Origin of the sequence: Streptomyces sp. NBC_01198 (assembly GCF_036010485.1) — a bacterium.
Lineage (GTDB): Bacteria > Actinomycetota > Actinomycetes > Streptomycetales > Streptomycetaceae > Actinacidiphila.
The window spans coordinates 2,677,661-2,697,274 of sequence record NZ_CP108568.1; the positions used below are offsets into that span (position 1 = coordinate 2,677,661).

Annotated in this window: 20 protein-coding genes, 1 tRNA gene and 1 riboswitch; of the genes, 10 read left to right on the plus strand and 11 right to left on the minus strand. The window is 73.3% G+C overall.

Features of this window, described 5'->3' with window-relative positions; genetic code table 11:
* Positions 1–3: 3 nt before the first annotated feature.
* On the minus strand, positions 4–969 hold the full coding sequence (locus tag OG702_RS11850; RefSeq protein ID WP_327288833.1) for a helix-turn-helix domain-containing protein: 966 nt from the start codon (positions 967–969) through the stop codon (positions 4–6).
* An 88-nt stretch (positions 970–1,057) separates the two neighbouring features.
* Between OG702_RS11850 and OG702_RS11855 the strand changes: the two genes are divergently transcribed.
* From OG702_RS11855 to OG702_RS11865, 3 genes are all read left to right on the plus strand, one after another.
* Complete coding sequence (locus OG702_RS11855) at positions 1,058–1,243, plus strand: hypothetical protein (RefSeq protein ID WP_327288834.1); 186 nt, start codon at positions 1,058–1,060, stop codon at positions 1,241–1,243.
* An 82-nt stretch (positions 1,244–1,325) separates the two neighbouring features.
* Positions 1,326–1,386: riboswitch (cobalamin riboswitch) on the plus strand.
* A gap of 217 nt (positions 1,387–1,603) precedes the next feature.
* On the plus strand, positions 1,604–4,000 hold the full coding sequence (locus OG702_RS11860) for a ribonucleoside-diphosphate reductase subunit alpha (protein ID WP_327293190.1): 2,397 nt from the start codon (positions 1,604–1,606) through the stop codon (positions 3,998–4,000).
* Entirely contained in the window at positions 4,000–5,040 is a 1,041-nt protein-coding gene (locus tag OG702_RS11865) for a ribonucleotide-diphosphate reductase subunit beta (RefSeq protein ID WP_327288835.1), read from the plus strand. The genes OG702_RS11860 and OG702_RS11865 overlap by 1 nt, the downstream gene beginning before the upstream one ends.
* A gap of 13 nt (positions 5,041–5,053) precedes the next feature.
* On the opposite strand, the gene def is transcribed toward OG702_RS11865, so the two are convergent.
* The 7 genes from def to OG702_RS11900 form a co-directional block, all read right to left on the minus strand.
* Positions 5,054–5,692, minus strand: coding sequence for a peptide deformylase (gene def / locus OG702_RS11870; RefSeq protein WP_327288836.1), 639 nt, complete (start codon positions 5,690–5,692; stop codon positions 5,054–5,056).
* A gap of 549 nt (positions 5,693–6,241) precedes the next feature.
* Positions 6,242–7,249: a tetratricopeptide repeat protein gene (locus OG702_RS11875; RefSeq protein WP_327288837.1), complete on the minus strand. Its 1,008-nt coding sequence runs from the start codon at positions 7,247–7,249 to the stop codon at positions 6,242–6,244.
* A 313-nt stretch (positions 7,250–7,562) separates the two neighbouring features.
* The gene (locus tag OG702_RS11880; protein ID WP_442814387.1) at positions 7,563–8,189 is read right to left on the minus strand and encodes an HD-GYP domain-containing protein; all 627 of its coding nucleotides are present in this window, start codon (positions 8,187–8,189) and stop codon (positions 7,563–7,565) included.
* A gap of 275 nt (positions 8,190–8,464) precedes the next feature.
* Positions 8,465–8,755 carry a mycothiol system anti-sigma-R factor gene (gene rsrA, locus OG702_RS11885; RefSeq protein WP_327288838.1) on the minus strand — a complete coding sequence of 97 codons (291 nt, stop codon included), beginning with the start codon at positions 8,753–8,755 and terminating at the stop codon, positions 8,465–8,467.
* Positions 8,752–9,414: a sigma-70 family RNA polymerase sigma factor gene (locus OG702_RS11890; RefSeq protein WP_442814388.1), complete on the minus strand. Its 663-nt coding sequence runs from the start codon at positions 9,412–9,414 to the stop codon at positions 8,752–8,754. The genes rsrA and OG702_RS11890 overlap by 4 nt, the downstream gene beginning before the upstream one ends.
* Before the next feature lie 335 nt (positions 9,415–9,749).
* Positions 9,750–10,448: an alpha/beta hydrolase family protein gene (locus OG702_RS11895; protein WP_327288839.1), complete on the minus strand. Its 699-nt coding sequence runs from the start codon at positions 10,446–10,448 to the stop codon at positions 9,750–9,752.
* Positions 10,448–11,263 carry an SOS response-associated peptidase gene (locus tag OG702_RS11900; RefSeq protein ID WP_327288840.1) on the minus strand — a complete coding sequence of 272 codons (816 nt, stop codon included), beginning with the start codon at positions 11,261–11,263 and terminating at the stop codon, positions 10,448–10,450. Before OG702_RS11900 ends, OG702_RS11895 begins: the two co-directional genes overlap by 1 nt.
* Positions 11,264–11,373: 110 nt before the next feature.
* Between OG702_RS11900 and OG702_RS11905 the strand changes: the two genes are divergently transcribed.
* The 4 genes from OG702_RS11905 to OG702_RS11920 all read left to right on the plus strand — a co-directional run bounded on the left by OG702_RS11905 (position 11,374) and on the right by OG702_RS11920 (position 15,136).
* On the plus strand, positions 11,374–12,087 hold the full coding sequence (locus OG702_RS11905; RefSeq protein WP_327288841.1) for a M50 family metallopeptidase: 714 nt from the start codon (positions 11,374–11,376) through the stop codon (positions 12,085–12,087).
* A 204-nt stretch (positions 12,088–12,291) separates the two neighbouring features.
* Positions 12,292–13,623: a 3-phosphoshikimate 1-carboxyvinyltransferase gene (gene aroA / locus OG702_RS11910; RefSeq protein WP_327288842.1), complete on the plus strand. Its 1,332-nt coding sequence runs from the start codon at positions 12,292–12,294 to the stop codon at positions 13,621–13,623.
* A 3-nt stretch (positions 13,624–13,626) separates the two neighbouring features.
* Complete coding sequence (rsgA, locus tag OG702_RS11915; RefSeq protein WP_327288843.1) at positions 13,627–14,643, plus strand: ribosome small subunit-dependent GTPase A; 1,017 nt, start codon at positions 13,627–13,629, stop codon at positions 14,641–14,643.
* 169 nt (positions 14,644–14,812) lie between these two features.
* Entirely contained in the window at positions 14,813–15,136 is a 324-nt protein-coding gene (locus OG702_RS11920) for a DMT family transporter (protein ID WP_327288844.1), read from the plus strand.
* Between the two features lie 51 nt (positions 15,137–15,187).
* On the opposite strand, the gene OG702_RS11925 is transcribed toward OG702_RS11920, so the two are convergent.
* Positions 15,188–15,814 (minus strand): TetR/AcrR family transcriptional regulator, encoded by a 627-nt coding sequence (locus OG702_RS11925; protein WP_327288845.1) that lies wholly within the window; start codon positions 15,812–15,814, stop codon positions 15,188–15,190.
* Positions 15,815–15,961: 147 nt separating this feature from the next.
* Between OG702_RS11925 and hisN the strand changes: the two genes are divergently transcribed.
* From hisN to OG702_RS11940, 3 genes are all read left to right on the plus strand, one after another.
* A complete protein-coding gene (gene hisN / locus OG702_RS11930) occupies positions 15,962–16,759 on the plus strand; it encodes a histidinol-phosphatase (RefSeq protein ID WP_327288847.1) in 798 nt (265 codons plus the stop codon).
* A 128-nt stretch (positions 16,760–16,887) separates the two neighbouring features.
* Complete coding sequence (locus tag OG702_RS11935; RefSeq protein ID WP_327288848.1) at positions 16,888–17,280, plus strand: CBS domain-containing protein; 393 nt, start codon at positions 16,888–16,890, stop codon at positions 17,278–17,280.
* Between the two features lie 242 nt (positions 17,281–17,522).
* Entirely contained in the window at positions 17,523–17,933 is a 411-nt protein-coding gene (locus OG702_RS11940) for a Fur family transcriptional regulator (RefSeq protein ID WP_327288849.1), read from the plus strand.
* Here the strand turns inward: OG702_RS11940 and OG702_RS11945 are convergent.
* Together OG702_RS11945 and OG702_RS11950 are read right to left on the minus strand one after the other, a co-directional pair.
* A complete protein-coding gene (locus OG702_RS11945; protein ID WP_327288850.1) occupies positions 17,903–19,249 on the minus strand; it encodes a hypothetical protein in 1,347 nt (448 codons plus the stop codon). The two genes, OG702_RS11940 and OG702_RS11945, sit on opposite strands and share 31 nt — an antisense overlap.
* A 140-nt stretch (positions 19,250–19,389) precedes the next feature.
* A tRNA-Met gene (locus OG702_RS11950) sits at positions 19,390–19,463 on the minus strand.
* Positions 19,464–19,614 lie beyond the last annotated feature (151 nt).

Sequence of the window (19,614 nt, forward strand, 5' to 3'; positions counted from 1 at the left end):
CGCCTACGCGGAGCGGAGGTCGGAGCGGAAGGCGCGCCGGTAGGCCTGGGGGGTCGTGCCCACCCACTGGCCGAAGTGGTGCCGCAAGGTGGCGGCGTTGCCGAACCCGGCCCTGACCGCGACGGAGTCGACCGTCGCGTCGGTGCCTTCGAGGAGTTCGCGGGCCAGCAGCACCCGCTGCCCCAGCAGCCAGCGGTACGGCGTCGTGCCGGTCTCCTGGTGGAAGCGGCGGGCGAACGTCCGCGGTGACATGTGGGCGCGGGCGGCCAGTTCGTCCACGGTGACCTCCCGGTCGAGGTGGCGCTCCATCCAGGACAGCACGCCGGAGACCGAGTCACCGGTGACCCGGGGCATCGGCCGGTCGACGTACTGCGCCTGCCCGCCCTCCCGGTGCGGCGGTACGACCATCCGGCGGGCGATCCCGTTGGCGACCCCGGCGCCCTGCTCCTTGCGCACCAGGTGCAGGCTCGCGTCGATACCCGCCGAGGTGCCGGCCGAGGTGACGACCCCGGAGTCGTCCACGTAGAGCACGTCGAGCTCCACCCGGGCCTTCGGGTAGCGGGCGGCCAGCAGGTCGGTGTGCCGCCAGTGCGCCGCGCACCGCCGGCCGTCGAGCAGCCCGGCCGCGCCCAGCGCGAAGACCCCCGAGCAGACGCTCAGGACGGTCGCGCCGCGCTCCACCGCCCTGTTGAGCGCCCGCAGGACCTCCGGCGGGAACTCCCGCGCGGCGAAGCCGTCGGCGGCGGGCACGGCCACCAGGTCGGCCTCGTCCAGCCGGTCGAGGTCCTCCACGGCGACCAGGTCGAAGCCGGCGTGCGTGCGCAGCCGCGCACCCTCCGCCGAGACGACCGCGAAGTCGTAGACGGGCAGGCCGTCCTCGCTCCGGTCGAGGCCGAAGACCTCGCACAGCACTCCCAGTTCGAAGGGGTGGACCCCGTCGAGCAGCACCACGGCGACATTCTGCAGCATGCTCCGAGCATCGCAGATGGCAGGATGTCGCGGTAGTACGGCAGCGCTGCCACTTTCCGGCCGACAGTGGCATCGCGACCATTGACTCATGACAGTTCTCCTGGACATCGCCGCACTGCTCGCCCTCGCCCTGGCCCTGACCGCCGTGCCGCTCATGGGCCACCGCACCGACCTCCGCATCACCCGCGAGATCCGCGCCGCCGAGCGCGGCGGAGGGGCCCGCCACCCGCTCGAACAGGCCCCGCGGGCAAGGGAGGACCAGCCGGTGGGGTAGCGAACCCCCGCCATCGCGACACAACATGTAGGCGTCACCCCGAGACCCGGCACAAGATGTATGCTCAATCTCGCTGCCCGCAGGGGAAGCCGGTGCGAATCCGGCGCTGCCCCGCAACGGTGAGCGGAGCAATCGGGACACCCCCGGGCCAAGCCCCGGGGGCACGCCCGTGCGCGTCCCGCACAGCCCGATCGCCTGCCCGCAGCCGGCGCCCGCACGGTCCCCACGACCGGTGGCGCCGACGAGTCCGGGCCTCGCGGAGTGGGCCTGCGGACGCGGTCCCGCATGCCCGCACGCATGCCCGGCCCCCTCCGTCCCTCCCGCCTGGCCGCCGCCGCGTACGAGGGAGACCGCACCACCGTGACCATCGCGCCCGAAGCCCCCGCAACCACCGGGGACTCACCCGTAGCCGTGCCCCCCGGCGCCGACAGCGCCGGCGCCGACCTGCTGCGCACCCTCGTCGCGCTCTGCGCCGACCTGCCCGACACCGACCCGGGACGGGTCGCCGCCGCCGCGCTGCGCGGCCGCAGCGGTGCCGCCGACACCGCCGAACTGCGCGGGCTCGCCGCCGAGTCAGCCGCCGGGCTGATCTCCGAGGACCCCGCCTACTCGCGGCTCGCCGCCCGGCTGCTCGCGCTCGCCATCACCGAGGAGGCCGCCTCCCAGGGCTCGGTGTCCTTCACCACCGCCATCGCGGTGGGCCACCGCGAAGGCCTGGTCGCCGACCGCACCGCGGACTTCGTGGAACGCCACGCGGCCCGGCTGGACGCGATGGTCGACCGGGCGCTCGCCGAGCGTGCCGACGACCGCTTCGGCTACTTCGGCCTGCGCACCCTCTACAGCCGCTACCTGCTGCGCCACCCGCTGACCCGCAAGGTGATCGAGACACCGCAGCACTTCATGCTGCGGGTCGCTGCCGGCCTCGCCGAGGACGACACCACCGCCGCCGTCGACCAGGTGGCCGCGCTCTACCGGCTGATGAGCGCCCTGGACTACCTGCCCAGCTCGCCGACCCTCTTCAACTCCGGTACGCGGCACCCGCAGATGTCGTCCTGCTACCTGCTGGACTCGCCGCTGGACGAGCTGGACTCGATCTACGAGCGCTACCAGCAGGTAGCGCGGCTCTCCAAGCACGCGGGCGGCATCGGCCTGTCCTACTCCCGTATCCGGGCCAGGGGCTCGCTGATCCGCGGCACCAACGGGCACTCCAACGGCATCGTCCCGTTCTTGAAGACCCTCGACGCCTCGGTGGCGGCGGTCAACCAGGGCGGCCGGCGCAAGGGCGCGGCCGCCGTCTACCTGGAGACCTGGCACGCCGACATCGAGGAATTCCTCGAACTGCGCGACAACACCGGCGAGGACGCCCGCCGCACCCACAACCTGAACCTCGCGCACTGGGTGCCCGACGAGTTCATGCGCCGGGTCGACTCCGACGCCGGCTGGTCGCTGTTCTCCCCCGCCGACGTGCCCGAACTGGTCGACCTGTGGGGCGACGAATTCGACGCCGCCTACCGCGCGGCCGAGGCGGCGGGCCTGGCACAGCGCACCATCCCGGCGCGCGAGCTGTACGGCCGGATGATGCGCACCCTCGCGCAGACCGGCAACGGCTGGATGACCTTCAAGGACGCCTCGAACCGCACCGCCAACCAGACGGCGCTGCCCGGCAACACCGTGCACTCCTCCAACCTGTGCACCGAGATCCTGGAGGTCACCGACGACTCCGAGACCGCGGTCTGCAACCTCGGCTCGGTCAACCTGAGCGCCTTCGTGACCCCGGACGGCGAACTCGACTGGCAGCGGCTTGACGAGACCGTGCACACCGCGGTGACCTTCCTGGATCGGGTCGTCGACATCAACTTCTACCCGACCGAGCAGGCCGGCCGCTCCAACTCCCGCTGGCGGCCGGTCGGTCTGGGCGTCATGGGCCTGCAGGACGTGTTCTTCAAGCTGCGGCTGCCGTTCGGCTCCGCCGAGGCGCGCGCGCTGTCCACGAAGATCGCCGAGCGGATCATGCTCGCCGCGTACGAGGCCTCCTGCGACCTGGCCGAGCGCAACGGGCCTCTGCCCGCGTGGGACCAGACCCGTACCGCCGCGGGAGTGCTGCACCCCGACCACTACGGCGTCGAGTTCAGCTGGCCCGAGCGCTGGGCGGCGCTGCGCGAGCGGGTCGCCGCGACCGGGATGCGCAACGCGCTGCTGCTGGCGATCGCCCCGACCGCGACCATCGCCTCCATCGCCGGGTCCTACGAGTGCGTCGAGCCGCAGGTCTCCAACCTCTTCAAGCGCGAGACCCTGTCGGGCGAGTTCCTCCAGGTCAACTCCTACCTGGTGGCCGACCTCAAGCAGCTCGGGGTGTGGGACGCCCAGACCAGGGAGGCGCTGCGGGACGCCAACGGCTCCGTGCAGGGTTTCAGCTGGATCCCCGCCGAGGTGCGCGAGCTCTACCGCACCGCATGGGAGCTGCCGCAGCGGGCGCTGATCGACATGGCCGCGGCCCGCACGCCGTATCTGGACCAGAGCCAGTCGCTGAACCTGTTCCTGGAGACCCCCACCATCGGCAAGCTCTCCTCGATGTACGCCTACGCGTGGAAGCAGGGCCTGAAGACCACCTACTACCTGCGCTCCCGCCCGGCCACCCGGATCGCCCGGGCCGCCCAGGCCGCCGTACCCGCCGCCGTGCCGGTCCCCCCGGCCGCCGACGCCGACGCGATCGCCTGCTCCCTGGAAAACCCCGAGTCCTGCGAGGCCTGCCAGTAATGACCACCGCCAGCACCCCTGTTCGGAAGAACCTGCTCGACCCGGGCTTCGAGCTGACCCTGCGGCCCATGCGCTACCCGGACTTCTACGAGCGCTACCGCGACGCGATCAAGAACACCTGGACCGTGGAGGAGGTCGATCTGCACTCCGACGTCTCGGACCTGGCCAAGCTCACCCCGGGCGAGCAGCACATGATCGGCCGGCTGGTGGCCTTCTTCGCCACCGGCGACTCGATCGTCTCCAACAACCTGGTGCTCACCCTCTACCGGCACATCAACTCGCCCGAGGCGCGGCTGTATCTGTCCCGCCAGCTGTTCGAGGAGGCCGTGCACGTCCAGTTCTACCTGACGCTGCTCGACACCTACCTGCCCGACCCCGCGGACCGGGCAGCCGCCTTCGACGCGGTCGAGGAGATCCCCTCGATCCGGGAGAAGGCGCAGTTCTGCTTCCGCTGGATGGCCAACTTCGACGGGCAGGGCGCCGAGAAGATCGACCGCCTCGAATCCCGCGAGGACCGCCGCCGCTTCCTGCTCAACCTGATCTGCTTCGCCGCCTGCATCGAGGGGCTGTTCTTCTACGGTGCCTTCGCCTACGTCTACTGGTTCCGCTCGCGCGGGCTGCTGCACGGGCTGGCCACCGGCACCAACTGGGTGTTCAGGGACGAGACGATGCACATGAGCTTCGCCTTCGACGTGGTCGACACCGTACGCAAGGAGGACCCGGACCTCTTCGACGACGCGCTGCGCCAGGAGGTCACCGACATGCTGCGCGAAGCCGTGGACGCCGAGCTGCAGTTCGGCCGCGACCTGTGCGGGGACGGGCTGCCCGGCATGAACACCGAGTCCATGCGGGCGTATCTGGAGTGCGTCGCCGACCAGCGGCTCGCCCGGCTGGGCTTCCCGGCCCTCTACGGGTCGCAGAACCCCTTCTCCTTCATGGAGTTGCAGGGCGTCCAGGAGCTGACCAACTTCTTCGAGCGCCGCCCCTCCGCCTACCAGGTGGCGGTGGAGGGCACGGTGGCGCTCGACGAGGACTTCTGACCCGGGACCCGGGTCAGTCGTTGGGCACGGTCGCGAACTTGGGGGTGGCCTCCGCCATCTGGCGCAGGACGTCCTTGCGGTCGCGCTTGGAGAGCCGGTCGATGTACAGCCGGCCGTAGAGGTGGTCGGTCTCGTGCTGCAGGCAGCGGGCGAAGTAGCCGCTGCCCTGCACCACGATCGGCTCGCCGTGCAGGTCCTGGCCGCGCACCACCGCGTAGTCCGGGCGCGGGGTCTCCATGTACGCGCCCGGCACGGACAGGCAGCCCTCGTTCGAGTCGTCCAGGTGCCGCTTGTCCGCGGGCAGGTCCTCGATCACCGGGTTGCACACGACGCCGACGTGGCGGACGTCGTTGTCGTCCGGGCAGTCGTAGACGAACACCTTCAGGTCGACGCCGACCTGGTTGGCGGCGAGGCCCACGCCCTCGGCGGCGCGCTGGCTGGCGAACATGTCGTCCACGAGGGCGAGCAGTTCGTCGCCGAAGTCCGTGACGTCCCGGCACTCCCGGTGCAGCACCGGATTGCCCACGACGGTGATCGGGCGCACCGTGCCGCGCTCCCGGTGCGCCAGCTCGCGGGCCTCCGCGTCGGTCACGTCGTCGTGGAACAGCTCCTCCGGAGCGGTGGGGGGGTGATCGGTGTGCTGCTGGGACATCTGTGCCGTACGCCTTCCAGGCGGGGGGTGGTGATCCGTCCAGGGTACGGCCCCCTCCCGACTCCCGTCCCCCCTTCCCCGACCCCGGGGTCCCCCCGCGCCCCCTGAGCGGCAGCCACCTGCGGTGCCGTCCGCGCGCCCCCGAGGTGACTGCCACTCGCGGTGGCCATCGCACTTGCGGCCCGTGGGGGGCTGGTCGCGCAGTTCCCCGCGCCCCTGGGTGACTGCCAGCTGGGGTGGCCTCTCACCTGCGGCCCGGTGGGGGCTGAGTGCTCCGTTCTCCCCCGGCGCTTCGCCTGGGGGTACCCCCACGCGCCCCTGAGAGGTTGCCCTCTTGCGCAGAGGGTGGGCGTTTTTCAGGGGCGCGGGGAACTGCGCGACCAGCCGAGACGGCGGGAAAGACGCACCGCCACAGCAAGTGGCACCGCCAGAGGGGCGGCCAGCGGCGGCGGGGAAGCCGCGGGACCGACGCAAGCGGGACCCCCAGGGGAGCAGCCGGCCGCGGCGGGAAAGACCGCACCGCCACAGCGAGTGGCAGCCCCGGACGCGTCAGCAGACCTCTTCTAGGTCGCGCCACGCGCGGGTCGAGGGGGAGTCGGCCACCCAGCCGTCGAGGAGGCCGCGGACGAGGCCGGCCGGGGCGGCGATTCCGCACTCGCGTTCGGGGGACCAGTGCGCCCCCGAGGCGTGCTCGCTCAGGTGGCTGAGGTGCCCGGGGTGCCCGGGCTCACCGTGGTCGTGCGGGTCCCGCGCAGCGGACCCGTCATCCGTGGGCATCCGGCTCTCGGAACAGGTGCGGCACAGCAGGCGCACCGAGGACGACCAGTCCTCGGCCGCGTAGCCGGCCTCCGCCGCGAGGCGTTCCAGCGCGTCCCGGTCGGCCGGCGCGTCCGCCTCCAGCAGGACCAGCCAGGTCGGGACGGGCGACGGCGCCCACAGCTCGATCTCGTCGAAGACGGGGTAGACCGCCCCGCCCCCAAGCACCGCCCCCGCGGTGTCGCGCTCGCCGTGCGGCACGCCGTCGTGCAGCACGACCTCGCCCCAGCGCCGCCCGGAGGACGGCAGCGGGATGGACAGCACCTCGACGCGTGCCGGGTCGAGCCGCCGGCCCCAGACGACCTCTGCCTCGCCCTCCGGCGAGAGCCGCACGGCCGCGCTGCCCAGCGGCAGCCTCGCGGACTCCTCGCCGCTGCGCGTCCCGGTGCCGGCCGGCATCCGCAGGCCGTACGCCTGCCAGGCGCGGCGGGCCAGCGGCCAGTCCTGCAGCGCGGTGGCGGCGATGCCCAGATTCCACCAGTCGGGTGCCCCGACCGGCCGGTCGAGCAGCGCGACGGCCCGCAGGCCGGCGATCCTGGCCTGCGCCCAGTCGTGCCGGAACTTGTGCAGCAGCGCCAGGTTGTACCAGGACTCGGAGAGCCACGGCTCCAGATCGGCGGCACGGGTCAGCAGCGCGCCCGCGTCGTCGTAGCGGCCGTCGTCGATCAGCGAGAACGCCTGGTCGGTGGCCTGGCGCCACGTGGGCGACGGCCGGTGCCGCACTCTGCCGAAGATCTTCAACGTCGTTACCCGCCTGCCCGCTCAGCCGATCACTGCCAGGACGTCGCCTTCCCGCACCACGATCACGTCCCCCGGGGGGACCCGCACCCCTTGAGTACGGCCCCTGCTCGTACCGCCCGTACATCGTCGGACAAGCGGGTACGACACCAACCTCGCACACTTCGGCCGTGGTCTCAGCCCGACCCCGTGCCCTTCACCGCTGCCGTTCCGCAACGGCCCTCACCCTGCCTCCTTGCCATCCCCGCAGGCATCCAACCATGCCCAGGCGGGATGGTTGACGGGCACCCGGGTGAGCGGCACTCACCCGAACGGCCTACAGCCGCGCGGAACGGCCCGCGCGGGCCACCTGGAGCACGGGAAGCAGCGCAGGCGGGGGCGCGGCCGGCGGCCAGGGATTGCGGGCCAGCGCGCGGGCCAGCGCGGCGACCACGGACGGGTCGAACTGGCTGCCCGCGCACCGCTGCAGCTCGGCCAGCGCGGCCGCGACCGGCCGGTCCCGCCGGTAGCTGCGGGTGGAGGTCATGGCGTCCAGCGCGTCGGCCACGGCGACGATCCGGGCCGGCCACGGGATGTGCCGCCCGGCGAGGCCGTGCGGGTAGCCGCGGCCGTCGAAGCGTTCGTGGTGGTGCAGTACGGCCACCCGGGCCATGGCGGGCACCTCGGTGCCGCGCACCAGCGCGTAGCCGTGGCCCGGATGGCGCTGCACGGTCTCCCGCTCGGCGGCGGTGAGCGGCCCGGCCTTGCGCAACAGGCCGCCGGGGACGCCGAGTTTGCCGATGTCGTGCAGGGTGCCCGCGAGCCGCAGCGCGGCCACCTGGTCGTCGGCGAGGCGGAGTTCCACCCCGATCAGCGCGCTGGCGTGGCCGACACGGTCACCGTGGCCGCGGGTGTAGGGGTCCTTGAGCTGCATGGCGGCGACCAGCGCCGTGACGATGCTCACGGCCGCGTCCCGTCGCCCCGCCCCGGCAGAAAGGATTCTGCGCGGCTCGGGCGACGAGCCACGGCGTCGTACGGGAACGGCACGGTGAGCGGCCTCCTCCGGCAGGCGGACGGCGGGCGCGGCCCCATCGCAACCCCGGGCCTGGCGGGAATTCCCGCCAGGACTCAGGACGATAGGACCGCGCCCGCCGTTGCGCCGCGGAACGCCCGCTTTACGCCCGTACGGGCGACCTCGCGCGTACTCACGTTGACGGGGGCCGGGGCCGACCCAGGGGCCTAGGAAGCCGGTTCGGCCGCGGAGGACTCGCCGGAGCCGGCGCGGATCGTCTCGATCCGCATCATCACCTTCGACCGCAGGTCGGTCGGGACGTCATCGGAGCCGCAGCACCGCTTGACCAGCTTCTTCACGGCCTGCTCCAGCCCGTACTTCTCCAGGCACGGGTGGCACTCCTCGAAGTGCTGCCTGAACTTCGTGCAGGCGTCGTCCGACATCTCGTTGTCGAGATATTCGTAGAGGTGGTCGAGCACCTCCGAGCAGTCCGTCTCATGCGCGTGGCCGCAACTCATGAATCCGCGCCCTTCTCGTTTCCCGCGCCCGCCGGGACCAGGCCGCGGTCGCGGGCGTAGTCCTCCAGCAGTTCGCGCAGCTGACGACGCCCGCGGTGCAGTCTGGACATCACCGTGCCGATGGGCGTTCCCATGATGTCCGCGATCTCCTTGTAGGCAAAGCCCTCGACGTCCGCGAGGTACACCGCGATGCGGAATTCCTCGGGGATCGCCTGGAGCGCCGCCTTCACGTCGGAGTCGGGCAGGTGGTCGAGAGCCTGCGACTCCGCCGAGCGCAGACCGGTCGACATGTGCGACTCGGCGCGGGCGAGCTGCCAGTCCTCGATGTCCTCCGAGCCGCTGCGCAGCGGTTCCCGCTGCTTCTTGCGGTAGGAGTTGATGAAGCTGTTGGTGAGGATCCGGTAGAGCCAGGCCTTCAGGTTGGTGCCCTCACGGAACTGGTGGAAGGACGCGTACGCCTTCGCGTACGTCTCCTGCACCAGGTCCTCCGCGTCGGCCGGATTGCGGGTCATCCGCAGCGCGGCCGAGTACATCTGGTCGAGGAACCCCAGGGCGTCCCGCTCGAAGCGCTCGGTGCGCTCCGCGCTGCTCTCCCCATCCTGACCGGACGCACCCGTGATTCCCGCCGTGCTGTCGTCGGTGCCGGTGACCGGACCCACCTCCTCAGAAACGCCAGCGAGTCCCAAAGCGGACACGCTCGTCTCGGAGGATATTGCACTGGCGAGTGACGCGCCTGATCCGCCCTTGCCACCGTCCTTGCCGTCGCCCTTCCCGGACCATTCGGCCCAGTTCACGAACGGTGCGGCGGCCGCCGGCTGTGCGGTGGCCTCTGCCCGGGGCCGGCATGCGGCTGAAACCATGCGGATGCCTTTCTCACCAAAAGCTTCGTCACTGCTGTTCGGTCTTTCGCATGGCACAACGCCGCGTCTCCTGTCGTCATTCCCGGGGTGGAGGCCGTGCGGAATCCGGACTAGGACCGCGGACGCAGGTCCGGTCAGCCGCGGGTGCGGCGGCCGCCGGCGCGCGCCGCGGCGTGCCCGAGGCCGGCCAGCCACTCGGTGACTGCTCCGGTGATCACCGCGAGCGCCTGCTCCTGGGTGATGTCGGCGCGCTTGGGCACCCCGAAGCTGTGGTCGGCGTGCGGCACCTCCACCGGCTCGTGGCCCGCCGGGAATTCGGCGGGGCGGCCGAAGGGGTCGTGGCCGCCCTGCACGGTCAGCAGCGGCAGGCTGCCGGCTGCGGCGGTCAGCTCGGCGGCCCGCGAGGAGGCGGGGCGGCCCGGCGGGTGCAGCGGGAAGGCCAGCGCCAGGACGGCGGCGGCGCCGAGGCGTTCGGCCGTACGGCAGGCGACCCTGGCCCCGGCGCTGCGGCCGCCGGCGACCACCGGCAGGCCGGGCGCGGCGAGCGCGGGCCACAGCGCGGTCCAGCCGGTGTCCAGGGTGGTGGGCGCGGGGGCGAGCCTGCGCCCCGCGACCCGCCAGGGCTGCTCCACCAGGGCCACGGCCACCCCGGCCGCGGGCAGCGCGGCGGCCAGCGCGACCAGGTCGGGCGCCTGGATGCCGCCGCCCGCGCCATGGCCGAGCGCGAGCACCGCGCGCGGCCGGGTCGCGGTGTACCAGCTGATCCGAGCGGGTCCCGCCGGGGTGGCGACCTCTTCGGTGCGGGCGGCGGCGGGGGAGGGCGGTGCGTCCATCAGAAGAGTGTCTCCTCTTCGGGCGCTGGCAGCTCGTCGAGCAGCTCGGGCCCGTTGTTCGCGACGTTGCTCACCGCGATGCCCACCGGATACGCCCGCATCAGGCCCGCCCGGGGCGCGGCGAGCAGGTCGCGCAGCGCGTCGGGGTCGGTGGTGGCCGGGTCGAGCCAGGCGTCCCACCGGTCGGGGGTCATCATCAGCGGCATCCGGGGGTGGATGTCGGCCAGCGCGCGCGGCCCGCGCCCGTCGAAGCCGGCCAGCGCCCCGGTCTCGGCCGCGGTGGTGATCACCGTGCAGGTCGTCCACCAGGCGCGCGGGTGGTCGTCGGGCAGGGCGCGGTCGCGCCAGAACTCGTACAGCCCGGCCATCGCCATCACCGAGCCGTCGGCGGGCGTGACGAAATACGGCTGCTTGCGGGCCCGCTTGCGCTTGCCCTGCTCCTCAAGCGCCCGCTCGCCGGGCGCGGTGACCCACTCGTAGTAGCCGTCGGCCGGTATCAGGCAGCGCCTGGCCGCCAGGGCGCCGCGGAAGGAGGGTTTCTCGGCCACCGTCTCGGCCCGCGCGTTGATCAGCCTGACGCCCCCCTCGGGGCTCTTCGCCCACGACGGCACCAGGCCCCAGCGCAGCACCCGCAGCTGGCGTACCGGATCGGGGGAACCGGAACCGCGCAGCGGGCGGTCCAGTACGACAGGGACGTCCTTCGTCGGCGCCACGTTGTAGTCCGGGGCGAGCGCCTCGGTGGGCTCCCATGCCGTGACCCCGAAGAGGCCCGTCAGGTCCTCCGGTTTCCGGCTCGCCGCATATCGACCGCACATGGGTGCCAGACTGCCACGATCACCGGCCCCGGCGGCGGCCGGATCGCAAGGACGTACGAGCAGACGCACGGCGGAAGACGCAGCGCGGGACGTAAGGGAATGGGCGCCGAATGAACGTCGCGAACCTCAGCGAGATGTGGGACCGGCTGACCGGGACGCAGACCGATCCACCGCGCTGGCTGATCGGCGCGACGGCCGTGGTGGCGCTGGCCGCGGTGCTCTACGGATCGGTGTGGCGGGTGGTGCGCAACGCGGTGACGATCGCGCACGAGGGCGGCCACGGTCTGGTGGCGCTGCTCAGCGGCCGGCGACTCGACGGCATAAGGCTGCATTCGGACACCTCGGGGTTGACGGTCTCCCGGGGCAAGCCGCACGGCCTGGGCATGGTGCTGACCGCCGCGGCCGGTTACACGGCGCCACCGCTGCTGGGCCTGGCGGGCGCCGCCCTGCTCGCCGCCGGCCACATAACCGCACTGCTGTGGGGGGCCACGGCGCTGCTGCTGGTGATGCTGGTGATGATCCGCAACGCGTACGGGGCACTGACCGTGGTGCTGACCGGGGCGCTCTTCCTGCTGGTGTCCTGGCTGACCAAGGCGCAAGTGCAGGCGGCCTTCGCGTATCTGGTGGTCTGGTTCCTGCTGGCGGGCGGCACCCGGCCGGTGGCGGAGCTGCAGCGCAGCAGGCGCCGGGACCGCAGGGGCTCCTCGGACGCGGACCAGCTGGGCCGGCTGACCAGCACGCCTGCCGTGCTGTGGCTGTTCTTCTTCTACGTGGTCGCGGTGTGCTCGCTGATCGTCGGCGGACGCTGGCTGCTGGCCGGCTGACCTGCAGCCCGGAGGGCCGGGCCGCAGGGCAGGGCGGCCGCGCCGACCGGCCCGTTCCGCGGCCGGCCGGCGTCCTGGTGACCCCACGGACCCCGGAATCAGATATTCCGGTCCGGATGACCTTTGCGTGACCCTCGGTTTCCGGGAGGTTTCGGCGCATTCGCCAACTTATCTCCCCGTACCCGAACCACTACGCTGGGCCTCATGAGCGACAGCGCCGCGCACTCCCCCCACTGGTGGGCCGCCCCCACCGCGCCCGGCGCCGTGGACGCGACCGTCACGGTGCCCGGATCGAAGTCGGTCACCAACCGCGCCCTGGTGCTGGCCGCACACTCGTCGGAACCCGGATGGGTGCGCCGCCCGCTGCGCAGCCGGGACACCGTCCTGATGGCGGAGGCCCTGCGGGCCATGGGCGTGCAGATCGACGAGACGGTCAACCCCGACGGCGGCGAGGCCTGGCGGATCATCCCGGCGGGGCTGCACGGCCCCGCCACGGTCGATGTCGGGAACGCGGGCACGGTGATGCGCTTCCTGCCGCCGGTGGCCGCGCTCGCCGACGGCCCGGTCCGCTTCGAGGGCGACGCTCGGGCCTACGAGCGCCCGCTCGGCGGGGTGATCGACGCGCTGCGCGCGCTGGGCGCCCGGATAGACGACGAGGGCCGCGGGTCGCTGCCGCTGACGGTGCACGGCGCCGGATCGCTGACCGGCGGTGCGGTGGACGTCGACGCGTCCTCCTCGTCGCAGTTCGTCAGCGCGCTGCTGCTGTCGGGGCCGCGCTTCAACAAGGGCCTGGAGGTCCGGCACACCGGGCGCACCCTGCCCTCGCTGCCGCACATCCGGATGACGGTGGACATGCTGCGCAAGGCCGGCGCCCGGGTGGACGCCCCGCAGGACGGCGGCGCCAGGAACGTCTGGCGGGTCACCGCGGGCGCCCTGCTCGGCCGGGACCTGACGGTGGAGCCCGACCTGTCCAACGCGGCGCCCTTCCTGGCCGCCGCCCTGGTCACCGGTGGCCGGGTGACCGTTCCCGGCTGGCCGCGCCGCACCACCCAGCCGGGTGACGCGCTGCGCGAGATCCTCACCCGGATGGGCGGCTCGTACGAGCAGACCGACAGCGCGCTGACCTTCCGCGGCACCGGCCGGATCCGCGGCATCACCGCCGACCTGCACGACGTCGGCGAGCTGGCCCCGGTGATCGCGGCCGTCGCCGCGCTCGCGGAGGGCGAGTCGGTGCTGTCCGGCATCGCGCACCTGCGGATGCACGAGACCGACCGGCTCGCGGCACTGGCCAAGGAGCTGGGCGAGATGGGCTGCGACATCGCCGAGACCGACGACGGGCTGCGGATCCGGCCGCGCCCGCTGCACGGCGGCGACTTCCACACCTACGAGGACCACCGGCTGGCCACCGCGGCCGCGGTGCTCGGCCTGGCCGTCGACGGCGTCCGGGTGGAGAACGTGGCGACGACCGCCAAGACGCTGCCGGACTTCCCGGAGCTGTGGACGACGATGCTGGGCGCACCGGCGGGGCAGGACTGAGCTGTGCGGCGCTACGGCAAGAACCCGGACGAGGACGACATCAGGGTCCGCCCCAACAGCAGGGGGACCCGGCCGCGTACGACCATCAGGCCCAAGCACGAGGACGCCGCCGAGGGCATGGTGCTGACGGTGGACCGCGGCCGGCTGACAGTGCTGGTCGACCACCGCGAGGTCACCGCGATGAAGGCCCGCGAGCTGGGCCGCAAGTCCGCGGTCGTCGGCGACCGGGTCGCGGTGGTCGGCGACCTGTCGGGCGCCAAGGACACGCTGGCCCGGATAGTCAGGGTCGAGGAGCGCAGGTCGGTGCTGCGGCGGACCGCGGACGACGACGACCCGTACGAGCGGGTGGTCGTCGCCAACGCCGACCAGCTGGCCATCGTCACCGCGCTCGCCGACCCCGAACCGCGCCCCCGGATGATCGACCGCTGCCTGGTGGCGGCCTACGACGCCGGCCTTGACCCGCTGCTGGTCCTCACCAAGTCCGATCTGGCGCCCGCCGAGCCGCTGCTGGAGACCTACGGCGCCCTCGACCTGGCCTACGTGGTCACCAACCGGGACGACTTCCTGACCGGCGGGGTGGACCAGATCCGCGAGCGCCTCGCCGGCCGGGTCACCGCCTTCGTCGGCCACAGCGGCGTCGGCAAGACCACCCTGGTCAACGCCCTGGTGGAGCGTCAGCGCAGCACCGGCGTGGTCAACGCGGTGACCGGGCGCGGCCGGCACACCACCACCTCGGCCCTCGCGCTGCCGCTGCCGGGCGACGGGCCCGAGGGCGCGGCGGGCTGGGTGATCGACACCCCGGGCGTGCGCTCCTTCGGCCTGCACCACATCGACCCGTCCCGGGTCATCCAGGCCTTCCCCGACCTGGAACCGGGCACCGCCGAGTGCCCGCGCGGCTGTTCGCACGACGAGAAGGACTGCGCGCTGGACGCCTGGGTGGCCGCGGGCCACGCGGAACCCGCCCGTCTCGACTCGCTGCGCCGCCTGCTGGCCACCCGCGAGCGCCGCGAGGGCGACTGACCGGTACGGTTGGGCCGCCTCACTTCCCGTCCCGTGCCGCGTCACTTCGCGGTGTGCTGTGTGATGATCGACAGCGCACACGCCGGTGCACGACCGGCGGGTACGCGGGTAGACGGGCACCAGCCCGACAAGCGGTACGAGCCGAACGAGCCGAAACGGAGGCGCCCGGATGGCCTGGCTCCTGGTGGTGGTCGCGGGTCTCTTCGAGACCGGCTTCGCGGTCTGCCTCAAGCTGTCGCACGGCTTCACCAGGCTGTGGCCCACCGTCGCCTTCTGCATCTTCGCGCTCGGCTCCTTCGGCCTGCTCACCCTGTCGTTGAAGAAGCTCGACGTCGGCCCGGCGTATGCCGTGTGGACCGGCATCGGCGCGGCGGGCACCGCGATCTACGGCATGGCCTTCCTCGGCGACCTGGTCTCCTCGCTCAAGCTCGTCTCGATCTCGCTGGTCCTGGTGGGCGTCATCGGCCTGCAGATCTCCGGCTCCTCGCACTGACGCCGGGTCACCGCCCGGTCCGCTCGCGGGGTTTCTCCGGCGGCGGCACCGCTAGGGTGCCGGACGCGCGGCCGGTCCGGCCGGCCAGGACAGCAGGCTGCGGATCAGCTGGGCGATCCGCAGGCACGGCTCCTGGTCGTCGGCGGCGGGCGCGATCACGTACGACAGCGTCAGGCGCAGCGCCGCCTCGCAGGCCCAGCCGATGTCCTCAGGGCGCAGCCGCGGGTAGCCGCGGACGAGCGCGTCGACCGTACGGGCGTGCACGGCGCCCACCAGGCCGGTGTCGGCGCCCACTCCCGCAGCGGTACGGGCCGCGGGCGGCGCCGGCTCGGCGAAGGGCGGCCGCGGCGGCGGGGAGTCGGTGAGGGCCGAGCGGATCAGCGGGCTGCGGCGGGCGGCCCGCAGCGTCCAGCCCGCGGCGGCCGCGAAGCACTCTCCCGCGTCGGCGCCGGAGCGCAGCGCGGCGGCCATGGCGCGGTCGACGCCGGCCAGGAAGGCCTCGGACTCCCGAAGGGCCAGCGCCCTGCCCAGCCCGTCCTTGCTGCTGAACTCGTTGTAGAGGGTCTGCCGTGACACACCGGCGGCCGCCGCGACCTCGGCCATCCTGACCGATTCCCAGGGCCGTTCGCCGAGCGCGGCGAAGGCCGCGTCCATGAGTGCGTCTCGCACGGTAGGCATCGGGGCCTCCAGGCGGTGCCTCCGGGCCACCGCGAGGGTGGCGGTGTGGCGGACGGACGGCCGTCTACGGAGAATTGACGCGGCACCACGGTCTGTCAAGGTCCCGCGTCGGCCTCGGCCGCGGACCGCCGCGCTACTGTTCGGCCCATGCCCGACTTCAACGACGACCTGCGCCTTGCCCACGTGCTGGCCGACGCCGCCGACTCCGCAACGATGGCCCGCTTCAAGGCACTCGACCTGAAGGTCGAGACGAAACCGGACCTGACCCCGGTCACCGAGGCGGACAAGGAGGCCGAGGAGCTGATCCGCGGTCAGCTCGGCCGGGCCAGGCCGCGGGACGCGGTGCTCGGCGAGGAGTACGGGAGCCACGGCAACGGTCCGCGGCGCTGGATCGTCGACCCGATCGACGGCACCAAGAACTACGTCCGCGGGGTGCCGGTGTGGGCCACGCTCATCGCGCTGATGGTACGCGGCGAGCGGGGCGACGAGGGCGTCGTCGGCGTGGTGTCGGCGCCGGCGTTGGGCCGCCGCTGGTGGGCGGCCAAGGGCAGCGGCGCGTACACCGGGCGCAGCCTGTCGTCGGCGACCCGGCTGCACGTCTCCCGGGTGAGCCGGCTGGAGGACGCGTCCTTCGCGTACTCCTCGCTGAGCGGCTGGGAGGAGCAGGGCCGCCTCGACGGCTTCCTGCACCTGTCGCGCAACTGCTGGCGTACCCGCGCCTACGGCGACTTCTGGCCCTACATGATGGTGGCCGAGGGCTCGGTGGACATCTGCGCCGAGCCCGAGCTGAGCCTGTGGGACATGGCGGCCAACGAGGTCATCGTCCGGGAGGCCGGCGGCCGCTTCACCTCGCTGGACGGGGTGCCAGGACCCTTCGGCGGCAACGCGGCGGCGTCCAACGGGCTGCTGCACGAGGACCTGCTCGGCTACCTCGGCGGTTCCTGACCCGCGCTACTCGCTGTGCACGGGCCCTTGCCCACCGCAAGGGGCGTGTGTGAGGATGACGGTACCGCTTGTGAATTTGTGAATCCGTTCACGGAACGGGATCGCACACCACCAGGAGGTGCCTGCCCATGCTGGTCCGCGACGCGATGAGCACGGTCGTTCTCACCATCGGCCCTGCCCATACCCTCCGCCAGGCCGCCCAGCTGATGTCCGCCCGCCGCGTCGGCGCGGCCATCGTCCTCGACGCCGACACCTGCGGTCTCGGCATTCTGACCGAGCGCGACGTGCTCAACGCCGTCGGCGCGGGGCTGAGCCCCGACCAGGAGCCCGTGCACGCCCACACCACCACCGACGTCGTCTTCGCCGCCCCCCAGTGGACCCTGGAGGAGGCGGCCACCGCCATGCTGCACGGCGGCTTCCGCCATCTGATCGTCCTCGAAGGCCGCGATCCGGTCGGCGTGGTCTCGGTCCGCGACATCATCCACTGCTGGGCACCGGTGAAATCCACGGTCCCCGCGTAGGACGCGCACGCGCTCGGCGCCGCCCGGGCGCGACGAAGGGGCCGGAGCCCAATGGCGTCCGGCCCCTTCGGCCTCTCGGTCAGGCGCCTGGTCGGCCGCGGAGGGCCATGGACCGCGACCCCGGGCGCCTGCCGAAGTCCGTACTGCCGGACCCGATCCTACCGTAGACATTGTCCAAGACAAGAAGTGCCCCAGTCACGGATCCATTCGGACTCCGGACCCGCGCTGTTACCCTGGCACGCATGAGTGACCTGCTGGAACGACTGCGCGAACGCGGCTGGCGGCTGACCGCCCAGCGGCGGGTTGTCGCGGAGGTCCTCGACGGCGAGCACGTCCACCTGACCGCCGACGAGGTGCACGCGCGCGCCACCGAGCGGCTGCCGGAGATCTCCCGCGCCACCGTCTACAACACGCTCGGCGAGATGGTGACCATCGGCGAGGTCATCGAGGTCTCCACGGACGGCCGCGCCAAGCGCTACGACCCCAACGCGCACCGGCCGCACCAGCACCTGGTCTGCTCCCGCTGCGGCACCGTCCGCGACGTGCACCCGCAGGGCGACCCGCTCGCCGCGCTGCCCGCAGGCGAGCGCTTCGGCTTCGCCGTCTCCACCGCCGAGGTCACCTACCGGGGGCTGTGCCCCGACTGCTCGTAGCGCGGCACGCCCCCCACCGCCCTGACCTGCGGCGATTTGGCGGCGCCGATACGGGCCGCGGCCCGGCGGACGGCCGCCTCCGGGCGTACGCCGCCGATCCAGCGGATCTCCACCGGCACCTCGCCCGGCGCCCGGGCCGCCAGCGCCTCGAAGACCGCGCGGGCCACGCCGGGATCCGGGTCCATCGCCAGCGGGCCGAGCAGCCCGACCAGCTCGCCCTGCGGCGCCAGCCGCCCCACCGCCCTGACCGCGGCCCTGCGCACCATCGGCGGTGACGGGCGCCGCGGGTCGAGCAACCGCGCCAGGGCCGGCACGTCGCCGGCGTCCCCGCACTCGCCGAGCCCCGCCACGAGCCCGGCCAGCAGGCGCACCGGGGTGGTCCTACCCGCCCGGCCGAGCTGTCTGCGATACACCGCCGACGGCGGCTCACCGCGCCCGTACAGCTGCCAGCGGGCCTGCGCCCGCACCATGCGCGCCCGGTCCGCAAGCGGCGCCACCAGCCGCGTCGCCGGTACGTCCGCGGGCAGTGCGGCCACCGCGATCTCCCGTACGGCCGCGTCCCTGGCCAGCAGCAGCCGGCCCGCCTGCTCCGGGTCCAGGTCGAGCAGCCGCTGCGCACACAGCGTCCGGCACACCTGGTCGCGGTCCCGCAGCGCGGTACGCAGCAGGTCGCCGCGGGCGTACTCGCCCAGTTCCAGCGCCAGCACCACGCCGAAGCGGCGGGCCGCGGGGTCGGCGTCCACCACCAGGGCCCGCACCGCCCTGCGGTGCGGCGGGCGGCACAGCAGCCGGCGGTAGTCGGCGAGCAGGTCGCCGGTACGGCTGCGGCCGGCCAGCCGCAGCAGCACGCGGACGGCGGCGGCCACCTCCTCGGGGGCGCTGCGCACCACCAGGGCCGCGGTCGCCCTGGCCCTGACCGCGTCCACCCAGTCGGCGCTGCGCAGCGCCAGGCCCGCCACCGCCGCCGGTCCCCCGCAGCCGGCCAGGCCGGCCACCGCGGCCTCCCGCACATGCCCGTCGGGCGCGAACGACCGCAGCAGCAGCCCCAGTACGTCGCCGGCCCCGGCCGGCACCGGCCCGCCGGTCCTGGCGGCGCGGTCCAGGAGCAGCAGCAGCCTCGGCGGCGCCGCGGTCAGCGCGGCCAGCGCGGCCGCCCGCTCCCGCGCGGCGCCCTCGGCAGGCAGCGCCAGCAGGCGGCGCAGCAGCGCGTCGACCTCCGCGGGCCGCCCGGCCCCCGCGGCCCCGCACCACTCGCCCCAGCGCCCGCTGGCCTCGGGGCCCCCGGAGTCCGGGCGCCGCCCCCGCCGTCTGCGCAACAATCCCGCCTCCTGAGGACCCGTGACCTCGTCCACCCCCAGCATCCCCCGCCCCCGCCCCACCCCCCACCGGATCCGGCCGGACTTTGCCCGAACGAGAAGAAGGCCCGGAGGCGACAGCCTCCAGGCCTTCTCTTCAGTAGCGGGGACAGGATTTGAACCTGCGACCTCTGGGTTATGAGCCCAGCGAGCTACCGAGCTGCTCCACCCCGCGTCGTTGTGCCCCCACCATAGCTCCCCCGTTTCGATCAACGCAAATCCCTTCCCGGGAGGCGCTTACTCCCGACCCGCAACCGTCACGTGGCGCCCCCAGGGGCGCGGGGAACTGCGCAGACCAGCCCACCACCGGGGTGCGGGTCGTCACC

What these genes read in the sequence shown, in the direction of transcription:
- OG702_RS11850 (WP_327288833.1), bottom strand. Translation starts at nt 969, where the DNA reads ATGCTGCAGAATGTCGCCGTGGTGCTGCTCGACGGGGTCCACCCCTTC.
- OG702_RS11855 (WP_327288834.1), top strand. Translation starts at nt 1,058, where the DNA reads ATGACAGTTCTCCTGGACATCGCCGCACTGCTCGCCCTCGCCCTGGCC.
- OG702_RS11865 (WP_327288835.1), top strand. Translation starts at nt 4,000, where the DNA reads ATGACCACCGCCAGCACCCCTGTTCGGAAGAACCTGCTCGACCCGGGC.
- def (WP_327288836.1), bottom strand. Translation starts at nt 5,692, where the DNA reads ATGTCCCAGCAGCACACCGATCACCCCCCCACCGCTCCGGAGGAGCTG.
- rsrA (WP_327288838.1), bottom strand. Translation starts at nt 8,755, where the DNA reads ATGAGTTGCGGCCACGCGCATGAGACGGACTGCTCGGAGGTGCTCGAC.
- OG702_RS11895 (WP_327288839.1), bottom strand. Translation starts at nt 10,448, where the DNA reads ATGGACGCACCGCCCTCCCCCGCCGCCGCCCGCACCGAAGAGGTCGCC.
- OG702_RS11900 (WP_327288840.1), bottom strand. Translation starts at nt 11,263, where the DNA reads ATGTGCGGTCGATATGCGGCGAGCCGGAAACCGGAGGACCTGACGGGC.
- OG702_RS11905 (WP_327288841.1), top strand. Translation starts at nt 11,374, where the DNA reads ATGAACGTCGCGAACCTCAGCGAGATGTGGGACCGGCTGACCGGGACG.
- aroA (WP_327288842.1), top strand. Translation starts at nt 12,292, where the DNA reads ATGAGCGACAGCGCCGCGCACTCCCCCCACTGGTGGGCCGCCCCCACC.
- OG702_RS11920 (WP_327288844.1), top strand. Translation starts at nt 14,813, where the DNA reads ATGGCCTGGCTCCTGGTGGTGGTCGCGGGTCTCTTCGAGACCGGCTTC.
- OG702_RS11925 (WP_327288845.1), bottom strand. Translation starts at nt 15,814, where the DNA reads ATGCCTACCGTGCGAGACGCACTCATGGACGCGGCCTTCGCCGCGCTC.
- hisN (WP_327288847.1), top strand. Translation starts at nt 15,962, where the DNA reads ATGCCCGACTTCAACGACGACCTGCGCCTTGCCCACGTGCTGGCCGAC.
- OG702_RS11935 (WP_327288848.1), top strand. Translation starts at nt 16,888, where the DNA reads ATGCTGGTCCGCGACGCGATGAGCACGGTCGTTCTCACCATCGGCCCT.
- OG702_RS11940 (WP_327288849.1), top strand. Translation starts at nt 17,523, where the DNA reads ATGAGTGACCTGCTGGAACGACTGCGCGAACGCGGCTGGCGGCTGACC.